Consider the following 18,061-nt stretch of genomic DNA (forward strand, 5'->3'; position numbering starts at 1 on the left):
GTGTTAAGGAGCGATTCGTGAGTCCAGAAACCTTACTAAAAGAACCAAGCGTGCAAGCCGAAGCCAGTCTCTTCAGTTCTGAGAGCTTCGACAGCTATGTAATGACAACTTACGGGCGCTTTGCGATCGCCCTAGAACGGGGCCTGGGCTGCCGCGTGTGGGATACCGAGGGCCGCGAATATCTCGATTTTGTGGCGGGTATTGCTACCTGCACTCTGGGACACGCCCACCCGGCAATGATTGCAGCGGTAACTCAGCAAATTCAGACCCTGCACCACGTTTCTAATCTTTATTACATCCCTGTACAGGGCGAGCTGGCAAAGTGGCTTGTAGACCATTCTTGCGCGGACAGAGCCTTCTTTTGCAACTCCGGCGCGGAAGCTAATGAAGCAGCAATTAAACTCGCCCGCAAGTACGCCCACGAAAAATTAAATATCTCGAATCCGACAATCATTACGGCCGTTGCGAGTTTCCACGGGCGGACTTTGGCGACAATTACGGCAACGGGACAGCCTAAATATCAGAAGGGTTTTAGCCCTTTGGTTCCCGGATTTCACTACGTGCCGTACAACGATATTAGTGCGATCGAAAGTGCGATCGAGCAACTCGACAAAGACGAACGCCAAGTAGCAGCAATTATGCTGGAAGCGCTGCAAGGCGAAGGCGGAGTTCGCCCCGGAGATATTGCCTACTTCCAGCGCATTCGGGAAATTTGCGACGAAAAAGGCATTTTGCTGATTCTCGACGAAGTGCAAGTCGGGATGGGACGCAGCGGCAAATACTGGGGCTACGAAAACCTCGGCATTGAACCGGATATCTTTACGTCTGCCAAAGGATTGGGCGGCGGTATCCCGATCGGCGCTATGCTGTGCAAATCTTTCTGCGATGTATTTGAACCGGGAAGTCACGCCAGCACTTTCGGCGGCAATCCTTTTGCTTGCGCTGTAGCTTTGTGCGTTTGCCAAACTTTAGAACGGGAAAACCTTCTAGAAAACGTGCAGCAGCGCGGGGAACAGTTGAAAGCAGGGCTCAACAAGTTGGCGGCCACATATCCGCATTTAATTGCCGAAGTGCGCGGCTGGGGTTTGATTGTCGGGATGGAATTGCAAGCTGACATCGAACTGACATCGGGCGATATCGTCAAATCTGCGATCGCCGCAGGAGTTCTGTTGGTTCCTGCAGGGCCGAAAGTGCTGAGGTTTGTCCCGCCGCTGATTGTCACCGCCGCTGAAGTCGATCGAGCTCTGCAGGCAGTGGAGTCAGCCTTGCGCTCTCAAGCGGTACAGTAAAATCTACGGAGTGGATTTTTGTTATTTGTAGCGCTGAAACTCGCGCAATATCCTAGATAACTCACTTAGTCCAGGACACACTCTTCCTCAGAAACCGGGTTTCTTTCGAGATTCCTCGTTACCAAACCCAATAGTTTCCCAGAAGCCCGGTTTTTTGGCCTAAGTCCGATCGGGGTAAAAGTCAACCCGCCCCGCTGCAAGTCTGTCAGGGCGGGTTTGTCAAATTTAGAAATGTCTGTGAAACCCGCCCTGACAGACTGACGGTGTTTTGAACTGCGATTTTACTAAAGAGCAGCGCGCAAAATTATACTATTAGCCATTGCAGGTGCTAGTTTCGCTATCTGCGTGTCGGTTGCGACTTGTGAATCCTGGTTTAACTATTTCGCGCCCTTCCAACTCAACTGAGTACCGTTATAGTGGGAAGGGCGGGTGACGACGATTGCATCCTCAAGTAATTTTGGGGAGCTCTTTCAAGAGAGAAAATATGTAATCCTCGTCACAAAATTTTTCCGTAATGCTTTGATCATCAACTGTATATTGTGAGAGAATAGAAGAATCAAGGAGGTGATGTTGATTGCTACACAAGGCTATCCAAGTTCGTTTGTATCCTACCCAACATCAACAAATACGAGTAGCTTCAACTTTTGGGTGTGCGCGTTGGTGGTCTAATTATGGTTCAAATAAATCAATTGAAGTTTATAAAAAAACTGGTAAAGGACTTGGCTGCTCCGGGTTCAACACACTTTTACCGGCTCTCAAAAAATCCGATGGAAGTCTCTGCTTAGGTGAGTTTTACAGCAAATTTTTACAATTTACTACGCTCAACTTAACCACTGCCTACAAATTGTTTTTTGATGAATTTGCTGGGTTTTATAAGTCCGCACTTCAAGATAAAAAACTGTCATTTCAATATCCTCAAAACGTGAAATTTGTAGCGACTAATAGGATTTTTGGTTATAGGAAAATAACTAAGCCCACCCTAAATAGATATAAATTAAATCAGGGTAGAATTCATGATTCAATTATTAGTAAAAAATCTTCAGGGAAAGATCTGGGATCTATACTGACTGAAATCAAAGCTGAGAACCAGAGAACAAAAGTTAGTAAAAAATCTTCAGGGAAAGATCTGGGATCTATACTGACTGAAATCAAAGCTGAGAACCAGAGAACAAAAGAAGGTAGGATTGCGGGCAGTGATTTAGTATGGAAATACTTTGCTATTGTCCCCGATGATGAAAAAGTATCTAAATATGACTTTAATGCTAAGCATTTTGCCAAGCACAAGAAGAACTGGAAGCGCAAGCAGCAAAAGTTAACAGACCAGCATAAAAGAAGTAATTCTGAATACAAATATAGAAAAGCTGTGGCAAAGATATGCGAGCGGTTTAGGAATTTGTGGCAATATTTTCTACATAAACTTAGTTATAAGTTGGTCAGCGCTCGCCTCGCGGTCATAGTAGAAAACTTTCATTTCTGGAACCGGATTCGCAATCAAAATTTGGTGAAAGCAAGATCAGATGAGGTTTGGGAAAGTTTTACCAACTTCTTAGCCTACAAGTGGCAACGCAAAGGCGGGAACTTAGTCGAGATTGATAGAGGGGTTTCCAGTTATAAACTCTGTTTTAATTGTTTCTATCAAATGACCGAGATGCCATTAGATATGAGGGAATGGACTTGTCCTCACTGTGCTACTGATCGGGATCGGGAGGGGAACGCAGCGATAAAGATAAAAGCAGAAGGTATCAAAATACTAAAGGCGCAAGAAGGTTCAGCCATTTCGGCTTTAGGATGCGAGGTAAGACCAAAGGTTGGACGAAAGTCTAAGCTAAGGCACTCGCCTATGAGTACACAAGCCCCTACTATATTCGGTACTACGATTTAGCGGTGGGTAGTTCACTTGGTTGCACGGAAGCAGCGCTCCTATGGTTAATAGTTTGGCGGAATGCACGATGGACGAACAGCGTCGCAAAACTGATGTTAATATGCTCCAAGCGCTGCTGGAAAATCCTGGCGACTCAGGAATAGATTTGATTTTGAGCACGAACCCAAAGTCGATCGACTTTGGGTTCGTGCAAACGCTTTATTTGGAAGAAGTGGCACTGACGCGAGAAAGCTTGCTGAAAGCTGCCAAATTTTTCCAAAGGGCGATCGCACCCTTAGAATCTGCAAAAGGGAATTATAAATTGCCCGCAACCGGGGCAGCATATCTGGCTTTTTTAGCAGAAGTATTGCAGGCAGTCGCGCGTGGCGCTGATTCGCAGCACCTGTACTCGCTGCTAAGAAACAATTTAGACAAACTCGACCAGAATTTCGCAGAACTGCTGCGCCACTGGGCCAATTTGGTGTTCTCTACTGCCAAAGAATCCGAGACTAGGCGCATTGCAGCCTTAATCGGCAATCTGAGCAACAAAATTGGGCGGTTTCCCCTCGGCAGCAAAGCTCATAACTTGGAAATCGAAATTGCCGGTTACGAAACAGTTGCTAAGGTGTTTACCCGCAAAGACTTTCCCCAAGAATGGGCGGTGATGCAAAACAATCTGGGCAACGCTTATAGCGATCGTCCCAAAGGTGATAAGGCTCAAAATATCGAACAGGCGATCGCTTGCTTTGAAAATGCCCTACAAGTACGCACGCCCGAACAGTACCCGGAACAGTGGGCGACGCTGCAAAACAATCTAGGCAACGCTTACAGCGAGCGTCTCAGGGGAGATCCGGCAGACAATCTAGAACACGCGATCGCCTGCTATCAAAACGCGCTGCGAGTTCGCACCCGCGAAACTTTCGGGGAAGAGTGGGCGAGCACTCAAAACAATCTCGGCCGTGCTTACAGCCGGCGGCTGCGGGGCAACCGAGCTGAAAATCTGGAACTGGCAGTCGCTTGCTACCAAAATGCTTTGCAAGTCTACAACCGCAAGGTGTTTCCCCGGCGTTGGGCTACAACTCAAAATAATTTGGCAAATGCTTACTGCGAGTTGCTGCGGGGCAACCGAGCTGAAAATCTCGAATACGCGGTTACGTGCTATCAGAGAGCTTTGCAGGTGCGGACTCGGGAAGCTTTTCCGCAGCAGTGGGCGACTACTCAAAGGAATTTGGGCCGGGTGTTTGTCGATCGCATCAAAGGCGATCCGGTGGAAAATTTGGAAATGGCGATCGCCTGCTATCAAAATGCTTTACAAGTCTACACCCGCATCAAATTTCCCGAAGCCTGGGCTTCGATCCAAACTTACCTCGGTAGGATCTACAGTCGGCGGGTGAAAGGGGAAAAAGCCGAAAATATGGAAATGGCGATCGTCTGCTATCAAAATGCTTTGCTGTTTTGCAACCGCCAAAAATCTCCCGAACGCTGGGCAATGCTGTGTGCCTACCTCGGTCGCGCTTTCTGCGAACACGTCAAAGGGGAAAAAAACCGCAACCTAAAAAGCGCGATCGCCTGCTATCAAAATGCGGCCGAAGTCTACACCAAGCAGGCATATCCCAACCGCTGGGCAATGCTGCAAATTTATCTCGGCAGGGCTTATTCGCAACTGACGGAGGCGGAAAACTTGTCCCACATGGAAAGCGCGATCGGCTGCTATCACAGCGCCTGTCAAGTCTACACTCGCGAAACCTATCCCCACCGCTGGGCTGAAATTTTATTTTATTTGGGTCAAGCTTACCGAGTTCGAGGCGACTTGCTTCGCGCCTACGGGGTTTTTACTGCTGCTGTCGATACTGTGGAATTTTTGCGTTGCGAAGTTGGGGTTGATACAGTCGATTTTGGCGATCAGACGACTACCGCAAAAGTCAAATTAACCCGCACCTGGGCTGGACTCTATAAATGCCTGGTGCAAGTTTGCTTGGAACTCGGCCCCAGCCAACCTGAATATTACGCTAAGGCTCTGGAATACGCCGAACGCCACAAAAATCGGAATTTGGTACAACTGCTGGTTAAATGCCACTTGACTCCGAAAGCCGAAATTCCTGCAGCGGTGCGAAGCGAGTTGGAGTCGCTGCGACTGGAAATAGCGGGGGAACAGCGGCACCAAGAACAGGGAGAACCTGAGCCGAACACGACCTTGATTTCTGAGGGCGATAGCCAAGGTTTGAACAGCGGTTCTCTGCTGCCGAACTCGGACTTCATGCACTTAAATCAATTGTGGAAGCAGTTTGATAGGTTGATTGCGCGGGAGGTGCAGGCAAACGATCCTTTCTTCAGCCTAGCTCACAAAGTTGAACCGATCGCTTTTGAGCAAATTCGCCAATTGTTGCCTGATGACAATTGCGCTGCTGTGGCGTGGGCGAGTTTGGGGGAGTTGCTGGTTGCTTTTGTGGTGGTAAAGAGTGCACAATATCCCACCGTTCACCTGTGTTCGGCGGAAAATGCTTTGGCTGCCGAAAGTTGGGGCCAGGAGTACCTCACCGCTTATTCTGAACAAAAAGGTCGCTGGATCAATCATCTCCCGGCTCGCCTCAAACGCTTGGCTACGATGCTGGAAATCGATCGAGTGGTGGCGCTGATTCCGGAGAATTGCGATCGGCTGATTTTTGTGCCGCACCGATTTTTGCACGCTTTGCCACTCCACGCTTTGCCTTTGGCGGGGAGAGACGGGTTTGAGGACGGTGGGGGAATTTTTAGGTCTGGGTGGAGCGATCGCAGCGGTTTTGATGTAGAAACCTACAGCCTTTCCGATTTTTCTCAAAGTTCGTCTTTTGGCGACGTTGCAGCGCCTGCGGCTTATTTGATCGATCGATTTGCCGGAGGAATTCGCTATGCTCCTAGCTGTCAGCTATTGCTGTTGAGACAAAGTGCACACGGAGCAACTCTTGGTCGGTACAGACCCGGTTTGCAGCAGCTTTTGGCAATTCCAACTTTCACCAGAGATGCGTTCTACAGCAACATTGAAATCGGCAAGATTTCCCAGTATTTTGCCAGTACAGAAGTTGTGCGCCATAAGCCGGCAATTAAAGAGGCTTTTTCCCAAGAAATGTCTGCTAATAATGGGAATTTGCCCCAGCAAATAGGGCAGTTGCCGCATAAAAAATGCGCTCACTTTGCTTGTTTGAGTTTACTTAATTTGGCTTGGCCACTGAAATCCGCCGTGTTTTTGAGGAATGATTCTCTGAGTTTGGAGGAAATTTTTAATCTGGATTTTCGGCAATATTTTTTAGTTACTTTATCGGGTTGCGAAATTGCCCCTGGCGGAGTTAGCGGTGCTGGAGGAGATTTTGTGGGTTTGTCGGCGGGTTTGTTGTATGCTGGCACGTCTAGTGTAGTTAGCAGTCTGTGGAAGGTGAACGATGTTTCTACGCTGCTGCTGACGAGCAAGTTTTATGAAAATCTGGGACGGTTTTCTCGGTTGCAGGTGGGAGATGTGGCGATCGCGCTGGGGGACGCTCAAAGGTGGCTGCGGGATTTGACTAGCGAGGAATTGGAGGTGTTGCTGGCGGATTTTCAACCTCAAATTTCGCAAATGTTCGATCGGCTTTCTCAAAGTTCTCGCCTAATTGCGGAGGCTTCTTTGCAGCAAATCCGCAACCGCAAACCCTATCCTTTTGCTAATCCTTATTATTGGGCGGCTTTTACTGCGACTGGGGTTTAGTTATTAGTCATTTAAAAACCCGACACTACCAACTTATTTAAAGTTGTCAATGTCGGGCATAAATTCAACAAATTACAGCAAAAGTTTAGGATTTTTTGCCGAAAATTTGTTCTTTCAAGGCTTGAATTTCTTGACCTAATTGTTGCCGATTGGACGATCGCAGCAAATAGCGGTAGATAAACCACCCGGTGTATCCGATACCAATTAGCTCGAATGTGGGTGCTAGCAGGGGGATGTCGTTGAGTTCGTCTATTACGCCCAAAAGCACTTTCAAAGAGACAATCGAGGCTACAATTACACCGATAACAGTCAGGGGACTTTTGTACTGCTCGTAAAAGCTGCCAATGTAAGCGGGAAACTCAGACAAAATTGAGATAATTTGTTCTTTGATCTGCTGGGTCTGACTTGGCGGTTCTTCGGTAATTATGACTTTTGTTGTACCGCTTGAACTGTCTGCTTCATTTCCGGCAGGAACTTCGGTGATGATAACGGTTGTTTCTGGTTCGTTTGATGAAGTCATTTCTCCACTCGCAATAGTTTTTTGCTGGTTGGCGGCAGGTATTTCAACTGCTGCTGCGACTGTTTCAAGAGCCGGTATTTCGACTGCTGCAACCTCCCCGTCGGTTGGTTCAAGAGCCGACACTTCGCCTGTTTCTGAAGTCGGTATTTCGACTGCTGTAACTTCCACTGCTTGTTCGACAGTCGGCGTTTCGACTGTTTCGATCGCAAGTTTTTCTACTTCTGAAACCTCTGCTGCTGATGGTTCAACAACCGGGGTTTCGACTGTTTCAAGAGTCGGTGTTTCGACTTTTGAAACCTCCACTGCTGACTGTTCTGTAGCAGAACTTTCGGCGACTGTTTCTGCGTGTGGTTGTTCTGGGGTAGGAGTTTCGTCCGCGACACCAACAGCAGGCCCATTCAAGTTGCTAATGGCATCAAGCAAACGGGTTTTAGCCGTTCCTCGCTGGTGAAGGATTACCCAAGATTCTATCAGGTCGGGGCCGTGCATTGCACCTGTCAGAGCTGCTCTGAGCGATCGCATAATTAGCCCTTTGTTAAGATTTTTCTCTTTACTGAGCTTTTTAGTGATTTTCTGAGCTTCCGCTGATGTCAGGGACGAATGACTTTCCATAGCTTCTACAACTGCTTGTAAAGCCTGTGCAGCCCCTGTTTGCTGCAATTGTGCGAGTGCTTCTTCTTCGTATTCCACCGTGGTGGAGAAGAATACCTTACACATATCCACAGCATCGGTTAAGCGAACGAGACTCGGGCCGATTAAAGCAGCTATTTGTTCGAGCCAGGGGCGGTCTGCCTCCAAGTCAAACTCATAACCGCCTTTCTGCCACCAATAAGGTATCAGCAAATCTGTCAATTGCGGCACTGGCATTTTGTGCAGGTATTGACTGTTAAGCCAATTGAGTTTATCCCAATCAAATTTTGCACCAGCTTTGTTGACTCGATAGAATGTAAATAATTCTGCTGCTTCCGACAGTGTAAATATTTCCTGCGTTGAATCCGGCGGAGTCCAACCGAGCAAAGTCATGTAATTAACTAAAGCTTCGGGGACGTAGCCCATATCTTTGAAGTCAGAAATCGAGGTTACGCCGTCGCGTTTAGAAAGCTTTTGCCCTTGGGAGTTTAAAATCAGCGGCGTGTGGGCAAATTCTGGGATTGTCGCGCCCAAAGCTTCGTAAAGCAATATTTGTTTCGGAGTATTACCGATGTGATCTTCGCCGCGGATGACGTGGGTGATGCCCATGTCGATGTCATCGACAACTACTGCGAGGTTGTAGAGGGGTTGGCCGATGACGCCGCCGCTGGATGCACGGGCAATCACCATATCGCCGCCGAGGTCGCTACCTTTCCAGGTTACGGTGTCGCGCACCATGTCGTTCCAAGCGATCGTGCGATCGTCCTCGATGATAAACCGAATTACGGCTTGCCGCCCTTCGGCTTCAAAAGCTTCTCGCTGTTCTGGAGTCAGGTTGCGGTGGCGGTTGTCGTAGCGGGGGGCCTGTTTGTTGGCTTTTTGTGCTTCCCGCATTTGGTCGAGTTCTTCCGACGTGGTGTAGCAGCGGTAGGCGAGTCCTTTATCTAGCAGGGTTTGGACTGATTGGCGGTATATTTCCAAACGTTGCGACTGAAAACTCGGGCCTTCGTCCCACTCCATACCCAGCCAGGTGAGTCCTTCGAGGATGTTATCGGTGTATTCGCTTTTAGAACGTTCAACGTCTGTGTCTTCTACCCGCAGGATGAATTTGCCGCCTTGGTTGCGGGCAAACAGCCAGTTGAATACGGCGGTTCTGGCGGTACCGATGTGTAGGTTTCCGGTGGGACTGGGGGCTAGACGGACTCTGACATTCATGTAGATTTTTGCTTTTAGATTGGGGGCGATTTGCTGGTTGGGGGAATAGCTGATGTTTAAGACTTTAGATTTTATTATATTTTGTTGCCGAATTAACAGTTGTGCTTGGCAGGTGCTTTGCCTCCAATTGTTTGATATTCGACTATCGGGTGATCGGGCGAAAGTCTCCGGCATGGCAAGAGACGGCATCTTGATGATAATAGCTTGCGGGTGGCCAAGACTGGATTGACCTTTGGGACTATTTTTCACAGCACAAATAACTGCTTTAGGAGTACCCAAGGCGCTCCTGATAACTATTGATGCTTGTAAAATGTTTGTGTGCGATCGACGACGTTAAAATATATTTCCCTATGTCTGCTGCTAAAACTGAGTTTTCCGAATCTGTTGCGCCCTCACTCGACTCTGTTGCGCCTGCTTGGCAAATTGAGTTGCTGTACGACGGTGAATGTCCTCTGTGCGTGCGGGAGGTTAATTTCTTGAAAAAACAGGACGCGGGGCGAGGTTTAGTGTCGTTTGTGGATATCGCGGATGATGGCTACAACCCGGAGGCCCACGGCGGAATCGACTACGAAACGGCGATGGGGCGGATTCACGCGGTGTTACCCGACGGTACGACAGTTAAAAATGTGGAGGTTTTTCGCCGCACCTACGAGATTTTAGGTATGGGCTGGGTTTATGCTGTGACTAAGTTACCAGCGATCGGGGCGATCGCCAATTGGCTGTACGGAATTTGGGCTGACTGGCGGCTGAAGCTGACGGGAAGGCCGGATTTAGCAACTATTATGAGCGATCGAACTCAGCGGATCGAGTGCGAAAGTCAGGGCCGCTGCCGGCCAAACTCGAAATGAGTCATATTTAGTAAGTGCGATCGGTCTATCAGAAGATGTCAGCAGAAACAGACTGTAACTAACATTAAAGATGGACGACTATTAAAGGCAAAAAAAATGCAAGATGCAGGCTATACAGTCTTCATGGGCTTCGGCGGTCTCTGGATACTTATGGGAATTGCCGCTGTGATTTTCCTGTTAAAATCGGACGGTCAAAAACTTAGGTTTGGCAAATGGGGACTGCTAGTGGCTATTCCGATCCTCGTGCCCATCGTCCTGGTTTTGACATATCAGATAGCCAGGCCCTTTATTTCCTCGCACCTTTGAGGGCTGCTGGGAGTCGATCTTTAAATTTAATTATAGGCAAAGAGTTTGCGGAACTTGTTAGGAGAGTTCTAGGAAAGGGCAAGGAATATTAGGAGTCGTTGATGGGGGTGGAGTGAGTGCCACACCTTCGCGCTGGACTAGGCGGAAACTAGAGACCACCCAAAAATTTGCTAACAAGCACTTTCCATTCAGACAGATCGCGCAGATCGCGTATGTCCGTCAATGCTAAATCCCTCAACACATCTTTAGCTTGTTTATGGTAGCTTCTAAATTTTGAACGTAGAAGCTCTTCCTGCTCAAGCTTAGCATCACTAGAAAGAATATAATTAACGGTTGCCAATACTGCAAGAGTGAGAATAACTGCAACCCCAGCCGCCGCCACATCAAAAATACCTGTAGGTGGAAAAAAGGATTTAACAAACAAAAAGAGGCTGGAAGTCACTGTTTCATCTAAAAATGTTGGCAAAATAGCAAGCGCAGCTTGAGGAGACAAAAGTTTGCCAGTGTATAAGTAATGTAAAGACCCTATGGCAACTGCCTGGGTTGCGGTAATAAATACTGCGCTGCCCGGAATCAATGCTTGACCTGCCACTGCTATCAAAGCTACCGCAATTATTTTGACTGCATAAGACTGCTTTTCAGCCATGTGTCTTGCCAGCAGCAGGTCTTTTCCTTTTTTTTCAAGAAATGCCTCGATCTCACTGCGTAGTGGGAAAACTCCTCTAATATCCATCTTGGGATTACGGCTTTTAGGATCGTAACCCTTCGTACAAGTTGGATAAATCTTGTCTACCTTTAAATCGTTTTTCCACTGATTGACTACATCGTCTACAACCGTTGGATCGAGATCATCCCACTCATCAATTTTGTTAAGAACGACAAACAATGAATCACAATGCTGCCTCAAGTCATCTAGGGTTTTCTTTTGTGAAGCATCTGATGAACCAGTTACTACAAATATGCCAACATCAATATGCCTCAAAAAAATCTTGGTGACTTCACTATTCTCTGCACGCACATCGTCAAGACCTGGTGAGTCAATTAAATAAACCTTTTCATCAAGTTTTAAAATTGTTAAATCTTTAGTAACGCCCGAAACAGCTCCTACCTTGGCAATTTCTAAAGCTTTTCTTCGGCTCAGTTTCAACAAAGCATTAATGAGTGAACTTTTGCCCGCACTTACCTTGCCGATAATCGCAATGTTGAGAGATTGCGATAAATCAGGTGCTTTTTCCACAAATTTCGCTTGTACCCGGTCAAAAAAGCTCTTTTCGTCTAACCCGTCGAAGGCTGAGTCACCCATGTTCCCTACTCCTCTAATATCGTTTACGCAAATGATTGCTATAAATGGGTTTTGGTAAACATTCTCCTAATCAACCCGTTATCTAGCTAAAATTTAGGTAATCCATATACCAACAACTAAAATATAACATCAAGTTTCCGCAACTCTTTCTTAGTAGTGGAATCCCGGATGGCCAGAAACCGGGTTTTTTTGCGAGAATAATTCGTTACAGCCCGCCTCAACGGCCAAAACCCCGTTGCTATGGTTTTGATGCGTCCAAGGCTGTTTCTGTAAGCCGATGACATACGGAAAGTCTCCAGATGTCACCTGATTTGAGATGATATCCAGAGACTTCCGTATCTCTACCCATTTATTGAGTAGTAAAATGTTCAACTACCCATTAATTTATAATCAATAAGAAATTGCGATAGCTTTTTTCAGCAATCTGAACATTTTCTATTTTGAACGGGACAGACGGGGCTCGAACCCGCAACTTCCGCCGTGACAGGGCGGTGCTCTAACCAATTGAACTACTGTCCCTCGTTTTGCCGTTTTTTCAGGCACAATTTCTATTATGCCTATAACTTCACCTTTTGTCAAGAGGTTTTTTGAACTTTTATTTGGAAGCCCAAAATTTGAGTCTCTTGCAGGGGACTGAAGTTGTTGTCGCTCACCAAAATCAGACCTCTGCTACCATCGCCTAACACCGGGCCAAATGTCAACCCCTCAATGTTGTCTAGGGGAATTTTCAGCGTTTCCAAATCCAGCAGCAGGCGTTTTTGAGCGGGAGACACCTCGCTGAGACGGCTTTTGAGGCTTTCGAGTGCTTCAATACGATCGCCCTTTTCCAGAGAAATCTCAAATAGTTTAACAGTAACTCCGGTTTCCAGGGAGAAAGCACGCTCTAAACTCAGCAAGCGGTTATCGTCGATCGCCACCAAATCCACTAAACCGTTGCTAGTTAATTTTCCCACAGGATTCGCACCAGCGGGTAGCGGTTCGGTGATATAGAGAAACGATGCTTCTGGATTGCCGCTCACCGCATCGTAGCGCAAAATCCGGCACGGGTTCCCGGTTTCCAGGGAAACTACGGCGCCATCTTGAACCAAGGCGTTTTCGGTAGCGGTGAATAGATATTTGCGATCGGGCGTTAAAGTTAAACTTTCAAAAGCGAGATTGTTGCGGATGCCTTTAGTGCCTTTGTCGTCGGGCAAAAATAGGTCAGGAATTGGCAGCGTTTTCAGGAGTTTACCATCCAGGGAGAACTCTTTGATAAAAGGATTTATTTGGCGATCGACATCTCCCTCAGAAGAAACAAACACGCTATTGCCAGTAAAAGCTATCCCTTCTGAATCTAAACTTAATTCAGGAAAACCTTTGCCGTTTTCATCTAATAAAGTAGTGACTCCCGTAAAAGTAATTTGCTCTTTTTGGAGTTTACCAGATTCCAAGTTAATGTTGAGAGTATAGAAGCGCGCCGGAGCCTTGCTGCTGCGGTCATCTGAAATGGCATAATAAACTTGTTTTTCGGCATCATAAGTAATGCCCGAAAGCCCGCCAATTTCCGTCCCCTGAAACGGAGAACCTGTAGGAAATATTGCTCTGCCGATAAAATCTATTTTCGTAACGGCGAAAGATTTGGCTGACTGGTTTACCCAAATAGCAACAGTTGCTGCCATCAAAAAACAGACAATAAATATAGTCGCTTTTGCTAGCTTTCGCATTTTACCAATAAATACCTTATTACCTATCTTCCTCTTCCCTTTCTTCCTTCGCGCCGCGACGAAAGCGGTTCATTAAATCATAAAATCACGGCTCATGATTTAGCAAAAAATTGGTCAACCAATCTTTAACCACATAAGTAGCACGACAGTCGTCCTCATTGTAGCGGACGATCGCCTCCAAGAGCGATCGATCGCCAGTTTTAAGCCAATCGTCGTACCAGCAGACGCACTGAGCACCATTAGCCTTAGCATCTCGCCAATCAAAACCCAGCCAGCGGGCAATTGGTTTGAGTGCGTAACTTTCCACCGGCATAATCGCTTTTTGCGTCACTTGTTTGTGAATATCTACAAACCGTTTCAGCACGGGTTTCCACAAATAAGCTGGAGTATTGTAAAGTTTAGCCAGTCGCTTAAAGGTCTTGACTTCGTAGTCGCAAAAATGGAAAATCGGAGCAATGGGATAAGTCCACATTAATTCTAAAAATTGCTCCCAGATTGCACCTTCCTCTGCTGCTGATTCTGCTAAAAAGCCGTGGAATTTTTCCGTATTGTTGCATCGGTCAACAACTAAGACTCCGTGGAGGTAATCTAAGTTTAACTCGGGTTCCGCTTCAATGTCAAAGTAGAGTTCGATTGGGGCGATCGGCAAAAAGACCGATTGAGAATAGGGAATTGGTTTCTTACGGAGAATTGGTGCAGGTATAGAAGATGTGGCAGGTTTATTTTCTGTAGTGTTTCCCAGAACAAGATTAACTGTTGCTAAACTCTTCTCGGCAACTTCTGGTATGATTATAAATTGATTAACTTCTACCTCTTCCCTTATTCTTTCTTTCCTCACACCTACATCGGTTAAATTTGTTAAATCCCCTACAGTGTTCGCTGCCGAACTTCTATCCGTTACATCCGTTACAAAATCCGTTGCCGAACTTCTATCCGTTACATCCGTTACAAAATCCGTTGCCGAACTTCCTTCTTCCCGCAACAGCGGTTGATTTAGCAAGTGCGATTGAGCTTGCTGCACCACATCAAAAGCAACTCGGTCGGGGAACTCTGGATACTCAGCAAGCAGTTCGGAACTAGCATTAGCGAGAGCTTCTACATCAGTAATTTCGAGAGTTTTTAGTCTAGCATAGCGGCTGGCAGTAACTCCCGGCAATAACGAAAGATGTTTAATAGATTCGGCTTCGGCGTGACAGAGAGTATACCAACCGCAAAGATTACACTTTTGCCGGGAAATGAACACCTCTGGTTTATCCCGATTTTCTATCATCTGAATGCAGTTGTCTAAAATCTCGAACATCTGAGGAGTTCGCTGACCGAGATTCACCGAGCACAGCCCTTTTTTTCGCAGCATCAGCCACGCAGTATCGGGCATTGTTTCCTGTACGGAAGCTAAAACTTGGGCGTGAAAAGCTGCGATAATTTGATACTCTTGTTTTGGTCGCTTGCTAAGCCAAATATCCGCAGTAATATAACTCCAATCGCCAAATTTTGATTGTCCCGGCTGTTTGATTAATAAATGGGGGCGGCCGATCAGGGTAATGTTTGAAGAGGGAAGATTGGAGGATGAAAGATCAACGGGGGTTTCGGGGATTTCGCCAAATTCTGGGAAATATTGACCGTCAATTCCTACCAGAGAAGTTGTTGCGGCGTTGGTTTTGCCGAATTCGCCCTGGATCAGAACTCCTCGGTAAATGCGATCGACCCCTTGCTGCATTAAACTCAATGTAGCGGCCGCGCCAGCTTCCCAATCCCCTCTAGGATAATATGGTTGTTGGTAAGTCTCGTGTTCCAAAGCTTGCTGCTGGTATGCCGCGCTGTCGCGCATCAGTTTCAGCAAAAAGTCGCTGGGGGGATCTAGTTGTTTCCAGTCTCCGCAAGTGTCTAAAAATGCTCGGAGATGGCATCGCTGATAGGAAAGTAGCAGTTTGTCAGTTATTAACATTTAGTATTCGCAAGGCATAGAGTATCAGGCCAAAGGTATAAAATTCACAGCATTAGTTATTCAATATTAACGCTATCAATAATTCCCCAAAAAAAATGACAAAGGACAATCACCGGCAACAATTCCCAGCTTTGGCCAATAAAGCTTATTTTAACTACGGCGGACAAGGGCCGCTGCCTGAGCCTGCTTTAGAGGCGATTTATGAGGCTTACAAACGGGTGCAGCTTGGGGGGCCGTTTTCGGGGGAGGTGGGGGCTTGGGTGGTTCAGGAGGCGATGCTGACGCGACGTGCGATCGCATCTGAGTTGACGGTACCTCCTGAAACCATCGCCCTGACTGAAGATGTCACCGTCGGCTGCAATATTGCGCTGTGGGGCATTGACTGGAAAGCAGGCGACCATTTGCTGCTTTCTGATTGCGAACACCCCGGCATTGTAGCTAGTGTAATGGAACTTCAGCGCCGTTTCAACATTGAGGTTTCGGTTTGTCCGTTGGCGGCAACTTTGAATGAAGGCGATCCGGTGGCGGTGATTGCTGATAGTTTGCGGCCAAATACTCGCTTGTTGGTTATCAGTCACATTTTGTGGAATACTGGCCAAGTTTTGCCTCTGGCTGAGATTGTGAAAGTATGTCATCAAACCGGAGTCAAAGTGTTAGTTGATGCGGCTCAATCAGTGGGGGTTTTGCCTTTAAATTTGATTGAATCGGGGGTTGACTTTTATGCTTTTACTGGTCACAAATGGTGGTGCGGCCCGGAAGGTTTGGGGGGGCTTTATGTGAGTGCGGAAGCTTTGGCAGATTTGCATCCGGTGTTTATCGGTTGGCGGGGAATTGTGACGGATGCTAATGCTAAAGTTATGGGGTGGAAGTCTGGAGCGCAGCGCTATGAAATTGCGACTTCGGCTTATCCTTTGTATGGGGGTTTGCGGAGTGCGATCGCCCTGCAACATGAATGGGGTACGATCGAGGAAAGGTATGCAGAAATTTGCCGTTTGAGTAAGTATCTCTGGGAGCGTTTGTCGGAACTTCCCGATGTGGAATGTTTGCGGACTTCGGCACCGGAAGCTGGTTTGGTTTCGTTTAGATTAACTAATGGGATGCCGCACAAAAAGCTTGTCGATTTGTTGGAAAAACAGGGAATTATGGTAAGGACTATTCTTAATCCTGATTGTGTGCGGGCTTGTGTTCACTATTTGACCACTGAGGCGGAGATTGATAAGTTGGTTGGGGCGATCGCCATAGCGAAGTTTTCATTTGAGTAAAACTTTAGCATCGGCAGTTATTCATTTTCAGCAAGCCACAGATCGATTTCTTCTCGGTTGTGTTCGTAATAATTCGCAACCGCTTGCAAATCTTGAAGGGTGAGTCCTGGATAATTATAGAGAAGTTCGGCTTCAGTTGCGCCCTGTTGTTGGTAGGCGATAATCGTCCAGACGGGAATGCGGGTATCGCGAATTCGCGCTGCACCGCCACAAATTCCTGGAGTTTTGTGAATGGGATGTTGAAGAGTTTGGACGAATTGCAGCGTTTGTGCTAGCAAGTCATCAGGCAGTGTTTCAACGGTTTGGAGAAGTTGTTCTTTGATGGTCATAATCGATATCCAGATGCAATAGCGGTTTACACATTGGCAGCTTCGATAATTCGCTCAGCGGCAATAGAGGCATCTATTTCCTGACAGTGCACTGCATAAAAAGCGAAAACATCGTTCATTTGAGCTTCACTTAAATCATACTCAGTGGCAATTTGGTTTGGTGAAAAACCCCATTTCTGAGCTGCAACTACTACTGTTTGCACGCGCAACCGAGTGCCGCGCAAAACGGGTACGAGTTCGCCGCTAGCGCCCCGCACATAGGTAATTTCAGGAAAAGTGCGATGTCTGATTTATGCAGCCCCGTGAACTTCATGCTTTTACAATAACAACGGCTCTATTTTAGCTTGTACCTCTTCAATTACATCTTGAGATACCGACTCAACCAATCGAATACCGCGAGCTTTCCAGTCTAAACACTTAATTTTATCTGCAAGAATTACTCCCTGAACTTTTAATCCTGTGGGTAGGATAACTTCAAAAGGATACCCTTTTTGTTGTTTTGTAATCGGCATAAATAGAGCTAAGGAGCTTTTCTCATTGTAGGAACGAGGCGACAGCACAAAAGCAGGTCTAAGTCCTTTTTGCTCGTGTCCCTTAGTTGGGTCAAAGTCTAAATAAACGATATCGCCTCGACTCGGAATGTAGGGATTTGATTGTGTCACCAAACTTCGTTCCCAATAGCAACTCCAGTATCAATCTCAGTATGAACATTCTCTGGCGTCATTGCCTCGATCAACTCTTCAAGCGAATACCGCCGACGAGTTATCGGCTCGATCGTCAGCTTGCCATCTATCAAGACAAGCTTCACTTCGGAACCCTCAGCCAAGTTAATCTCTTTAGCTAAATTCTGTGGAATCCGAATAGCAAGACTGTTTCCCCATTTTGCGATCGTCGCAACCATAGCCTGAACCTCTAGTTAGTGATATCACTCTGAGGAATTTACCCTTTCTAAGAGAAAGTATATACAGAGTATCTACAGTGTAGCGACTAAGCGGGTGTTCATTGGTAACAAGTTAGAAAGGAGTAGATTTTGTCAATACCTCTTTCTGCAGAAATATTATGGAACAATAATGATAATCAAAAAAGGGGTAAAGGTGGGAGAGTTCGCCGACGGCGGACTCTCCCACCGACA

15 protein-coding genes, 1 tRNA gene and 1 pseudogene are annotated in these 18,061 nt (G+C 46.7%); 6 read left to right on the top strand and 11 right to left on the bottom strand.

Annotation, left to right across the window (positions count from 1 at the left end):
• Positions 1-17 precede the first annotated feature (17 nt).
• The 3 genes from QUA25_RS12145 to QUA25_RS12155 all read left to right on the top strand — a co-directional run bounded on the left by QUA25_RS12145 (position 18) and on the right by QUA25_RS12155 (position 6,868).
• A complete protein-coding gene (locus QUA25_RS12145; protein WP_333037975.1) occupies positions 18-1,289 on the top strand; it encodes an aspartate aminotransferase family protein in 1,272 nt (423 codons plus the stop codon).
• A gap of 574 nt (positions 1,290-1,863) precedes the next feature.
• Positions 1,864-3,171: an RNA-guided endonuclease TnpB family protein gene (locus QUA25_RS12150; RefSeq protein ID WP_333037978.1), complete on the top strand. Its 1,308-nt coding sequence runs from the start codon at positions 1,864-1,866 to the stop codon at positions 3,169-3,171.
• Between the two features lie 40 nt (positions 3,172-3,211).
• Complete coding sequence (locus QUA25_RS12155) at positions 3,212-6,868, top strand: CHAT domain-containing tetratricopeptide repeat protein (protein ID WP_333037980.1); 3,657 nt, start codon at positions 3,212-3,214, stop codon at positions 6,866-6,868.
• 85 nt (positions 6,869-6,953) lie between these two features.
• Here QUA25_RS12155 and QUA25_RS12160 read toward each other — a convergent pair whose 3' ends face one another.
• Positions 6,954-7,388 carry a CAAD domain-containing protein gene (locus QUA25_RS12160; protein ID WP_333038016.1) on the bottom strand — a complete coding sequence of 145 codons (435 nt, stop codon included), beginning with the start codon at positions 7,386-7,388 and terminating at the stop codon, positions 6,954-6,956.
• A gap of 402 nt (positions 7,389-7,790) precedes the next feature.
• Positions 7,791-9,233 (bottom strand): annotated as a pseudogene (gene gltX / locus QUA25_RS12165) (glutamate--tRNA ligase); the annotation flags it as partial.
• A gap of 350 nt (positions 9,234-9,583) precedes the next feature.
• On the opposite strand from gltX, the gene QUA25_RS12170 reads away from it, so the two are divergent.
• Complete coding sequence (locus QUA25_RS12170) at positions 9,584-10,081, top strand: DUF393 domain-containing protein (protein WP_333037982.1); 498 nt, start codon at positions 9,584-9,586, stop codon at positions 10,079-10,081.
• A gap of 96 nt (positions 10,082-10,177) precedes the next feature.
• Positions 10,178-10,387 (top strand): hypothetical protein, encoded by a 210-nt coding sequence (locus QUA25_RS12175; protein ID WP_190735803.1) that lies wholly within the window; start codon positions 10,178-10,180, stop codon positions 10,385-10,387.
• Between the two features lie 148 nt (positions 10,388-10,535).
• On the opposite strand, the gene QUA25_RS12180 is transcribed toward QUA25_RS12175, so the two are convergent.
• The 5 genes from QUA25_RS12180 to QUA25_RS12200 all read right to left on the bottom strand — a co-directional run bounded on the left by QUA25_RS12180 (position 10,536) and on the right by QUA25_RS12200 (position 15,338).
• Positions 10,536-11,690, bottom strand: a complete 1,155-nt coding sequence (locus tag QUA25_RS12180) for a GTPase (RefSeq protein WP_333037988.1) — start codon at positions 11,688-11,690, stop codon at positions 10,536-10,538.
• A gap of 150 nt (positions 11,691-11,840) precedes the next feature.
• On the bottom strand, positions 11,841-12,062 hold the full coding sequence (locus QUA25_RS12185; protein WP_333037990.1) for a hypothetical protein: 222 nt from the start codon (positions 12,060-12,062) through the stop codon (positions 11,841-11,843).
• Positions 12,063-12,135: 73 nt separating this feature from the next.
• Positions 12,136-12,209: transfer RNA gene (locus QUA25_RS12190), tRNA-Asp, on the bottom strand.
• A gap of 56 nt (positions 12,210-12,265) precedes the next feature.
• Positions 12,266-13,393, bottom strand: coding sequence for an esterase-like activity of phytase family protein (locus QUA25_RS12195; protein WP_333037993.1), 1,128 nt, complete (start codon positions 13,391-13,393; stop codon positions 12,266-12,268).
• Between the two features lie 85 nt (positions 13,394-13,478).
• Positions 13,479-15,338, bottom strand: coding sequence for a TM0106 family RecB-like putative nuclease (locus QUA25_RS12200; RefSeq protein ID WP_333037996.1), 1,860 nt, complete (start codon positions 15,336-15,338; stop codon positions 13,479-13,481).
• A 95-nt stretch (positions 15,339-15,433) separates the two neighbouring features.
• Between QUA25_RS12200 and QUA25_RS12205 the strand changes: the two genes are divergently transcribed.
• Complete coding sequence (locus tag QUA25_RS12205; protein WP_333037999.1) at positions 15,434-16,600, top strand: aminotransferase class V-fold PLP-dependent enzyme; 1,167 nt, start codon at positions 15,434-15,436, stop codon at positions 16,598-16,600.
• Positions 16,601-16,617: 17 nt separating this feature from the next.
• On the opposite strand, the gene QUA25_RS12210 is transcribed toward QUA25_RS12205, so the two are convergent.
• Genes QUA25_RS12210 through QUA25_RS12225 form a run of 4 tightly spaced genes read right to left on the bottom strand, consistent with a single transcriptional unit; the run spans position 16,618 to position 17,830 of the window.
• Complete coding sequence (locus QUA25_RS12210; RefSeq protein WP_333038001.1) at positions 16,618-16,929, bottom strand: DUF433 domain-containing protein; 312 nt, start codon at positions 16,927-16,929, stop codon at positions 16,618-16,620.
• Positions 16,930-16,955: 26 nt separating this feature from the next.
• Positions 16,956-17,186, bottom strand: coding sequence for a DUF433 domain-containing protein (locus QUA25_RS12215; protein WP_333038004.1), 231 nt, complete (start codon positions 17,184-17,186; stop codon positions 16,956-16,958).
• A gap of 60 nt (positions 17,187-17,246) precedes the next feature.
• Positions 17,247-17,591, bottom strand: a complete 345-nt coding sequence (gene mazF / locus QUA25_RS12220) for an endoribonuclease MazF (protein WP_333038005.1) — start codon at positions 17,589-17,591, stop codon at positions 17,247-17,249.
• Positions 17,588-17,830 (bottom strand): AbrB/MazE/SpoVT family DNA-binding domain-containing protein, encoded by a 243-nt coding sequence (locus QUA25_RS12225; protein WP_333038006.1) that lies wholly within the window; start codon positions 17,828-17,830, stop codon positions 17,588-17,590. Before QUA25_RS12225 ends, mazF begins: the two co-directional genes overlap by 4 nt.
• Between the last annotated feature and the right edge of the window lie 231 nt (positions 17,831-18,061).

The organism is Microcoleus sp. Pol17C6 (assembly GCF_036701145.1).
Lineage (GTDB): Bacteria > Cyanobacteriota > Cyanobacteriia > Cyanobacteriales > Microcoleaceae > Microcoleus.

Bases quoted from the DNA above. Each gene is read 5' to 3' on its own strand.
- QUA25_RS12155 (WP_333037980.1), top strand. From the start codon at position 3,212: ATGGTTAATAGTTTGGCGGAATGCACGATGGACGAACAGCGTCGCAAA.
- QUA25_RS12160 (WP_333038016.1), bottom strand. From the start codon at position 7,388: ATGACTTCATCAAACGAACCAGAAACAACCGTTATCATCACCGAAGTT.
- QUA25_RS12170 (WP_333037982.1), top strand. From the start codon at position 9,584: ATGTCTGCTGCTAAAACTGAGTTTTCCGAATCTGTTGCGCCCTCACTC.
- QUA25_RS12175 (WP_190735803.1), top strand. From the start codon at position 10,178: ATGCAAGATGCAGGCTATACAGTCTTCATGGGCTTCGGCGGTCTCTGG.
- QUA25_RS12180 (WP_333037988.1), bottom strand. From the start codon at position 11,690: ATGGGTGACTCAGCCTTCGACGGGTTAGACGAAAAGAGCTTTTTTGAC.
- QUA25_RS12195 (WP_333037993.1), bottom strand. From the start codon at position 13,393: ATGCGAAAGCTAGCAAAAGCGACTATATTTATTGTCTGTTTTTTGATG.
- QUA25_RS12200 (WP_333037996.1), bottom strand. From the start codon at position 15,338: ATGTTAATAACTGACAAACTGCTACTTTCCTATCAGCGATGCCATCTC.
- QUA25_RS12205 (WP_333037999.1), top strand. From the start codon at position 15,434: ATGACAAAGGACAATCACCGGCAACAATTCCCAGCTTTGGCCAATAAA.
- QUA25_RS12210 (WP_333038001.1), bottom strand. From the start codon at position 16,929: ATGACCATCAAAGAACAACTTCTCCAAACCGTTGAAACACTGCCTGAT.
- QUA25_RS12225 (WP_333038006.1), bottom strand. From the start codon at position 17,830: ATGGTTGCGACGATCGCAAAATGGGGAAACAGTCTTGCTATTCGGATT.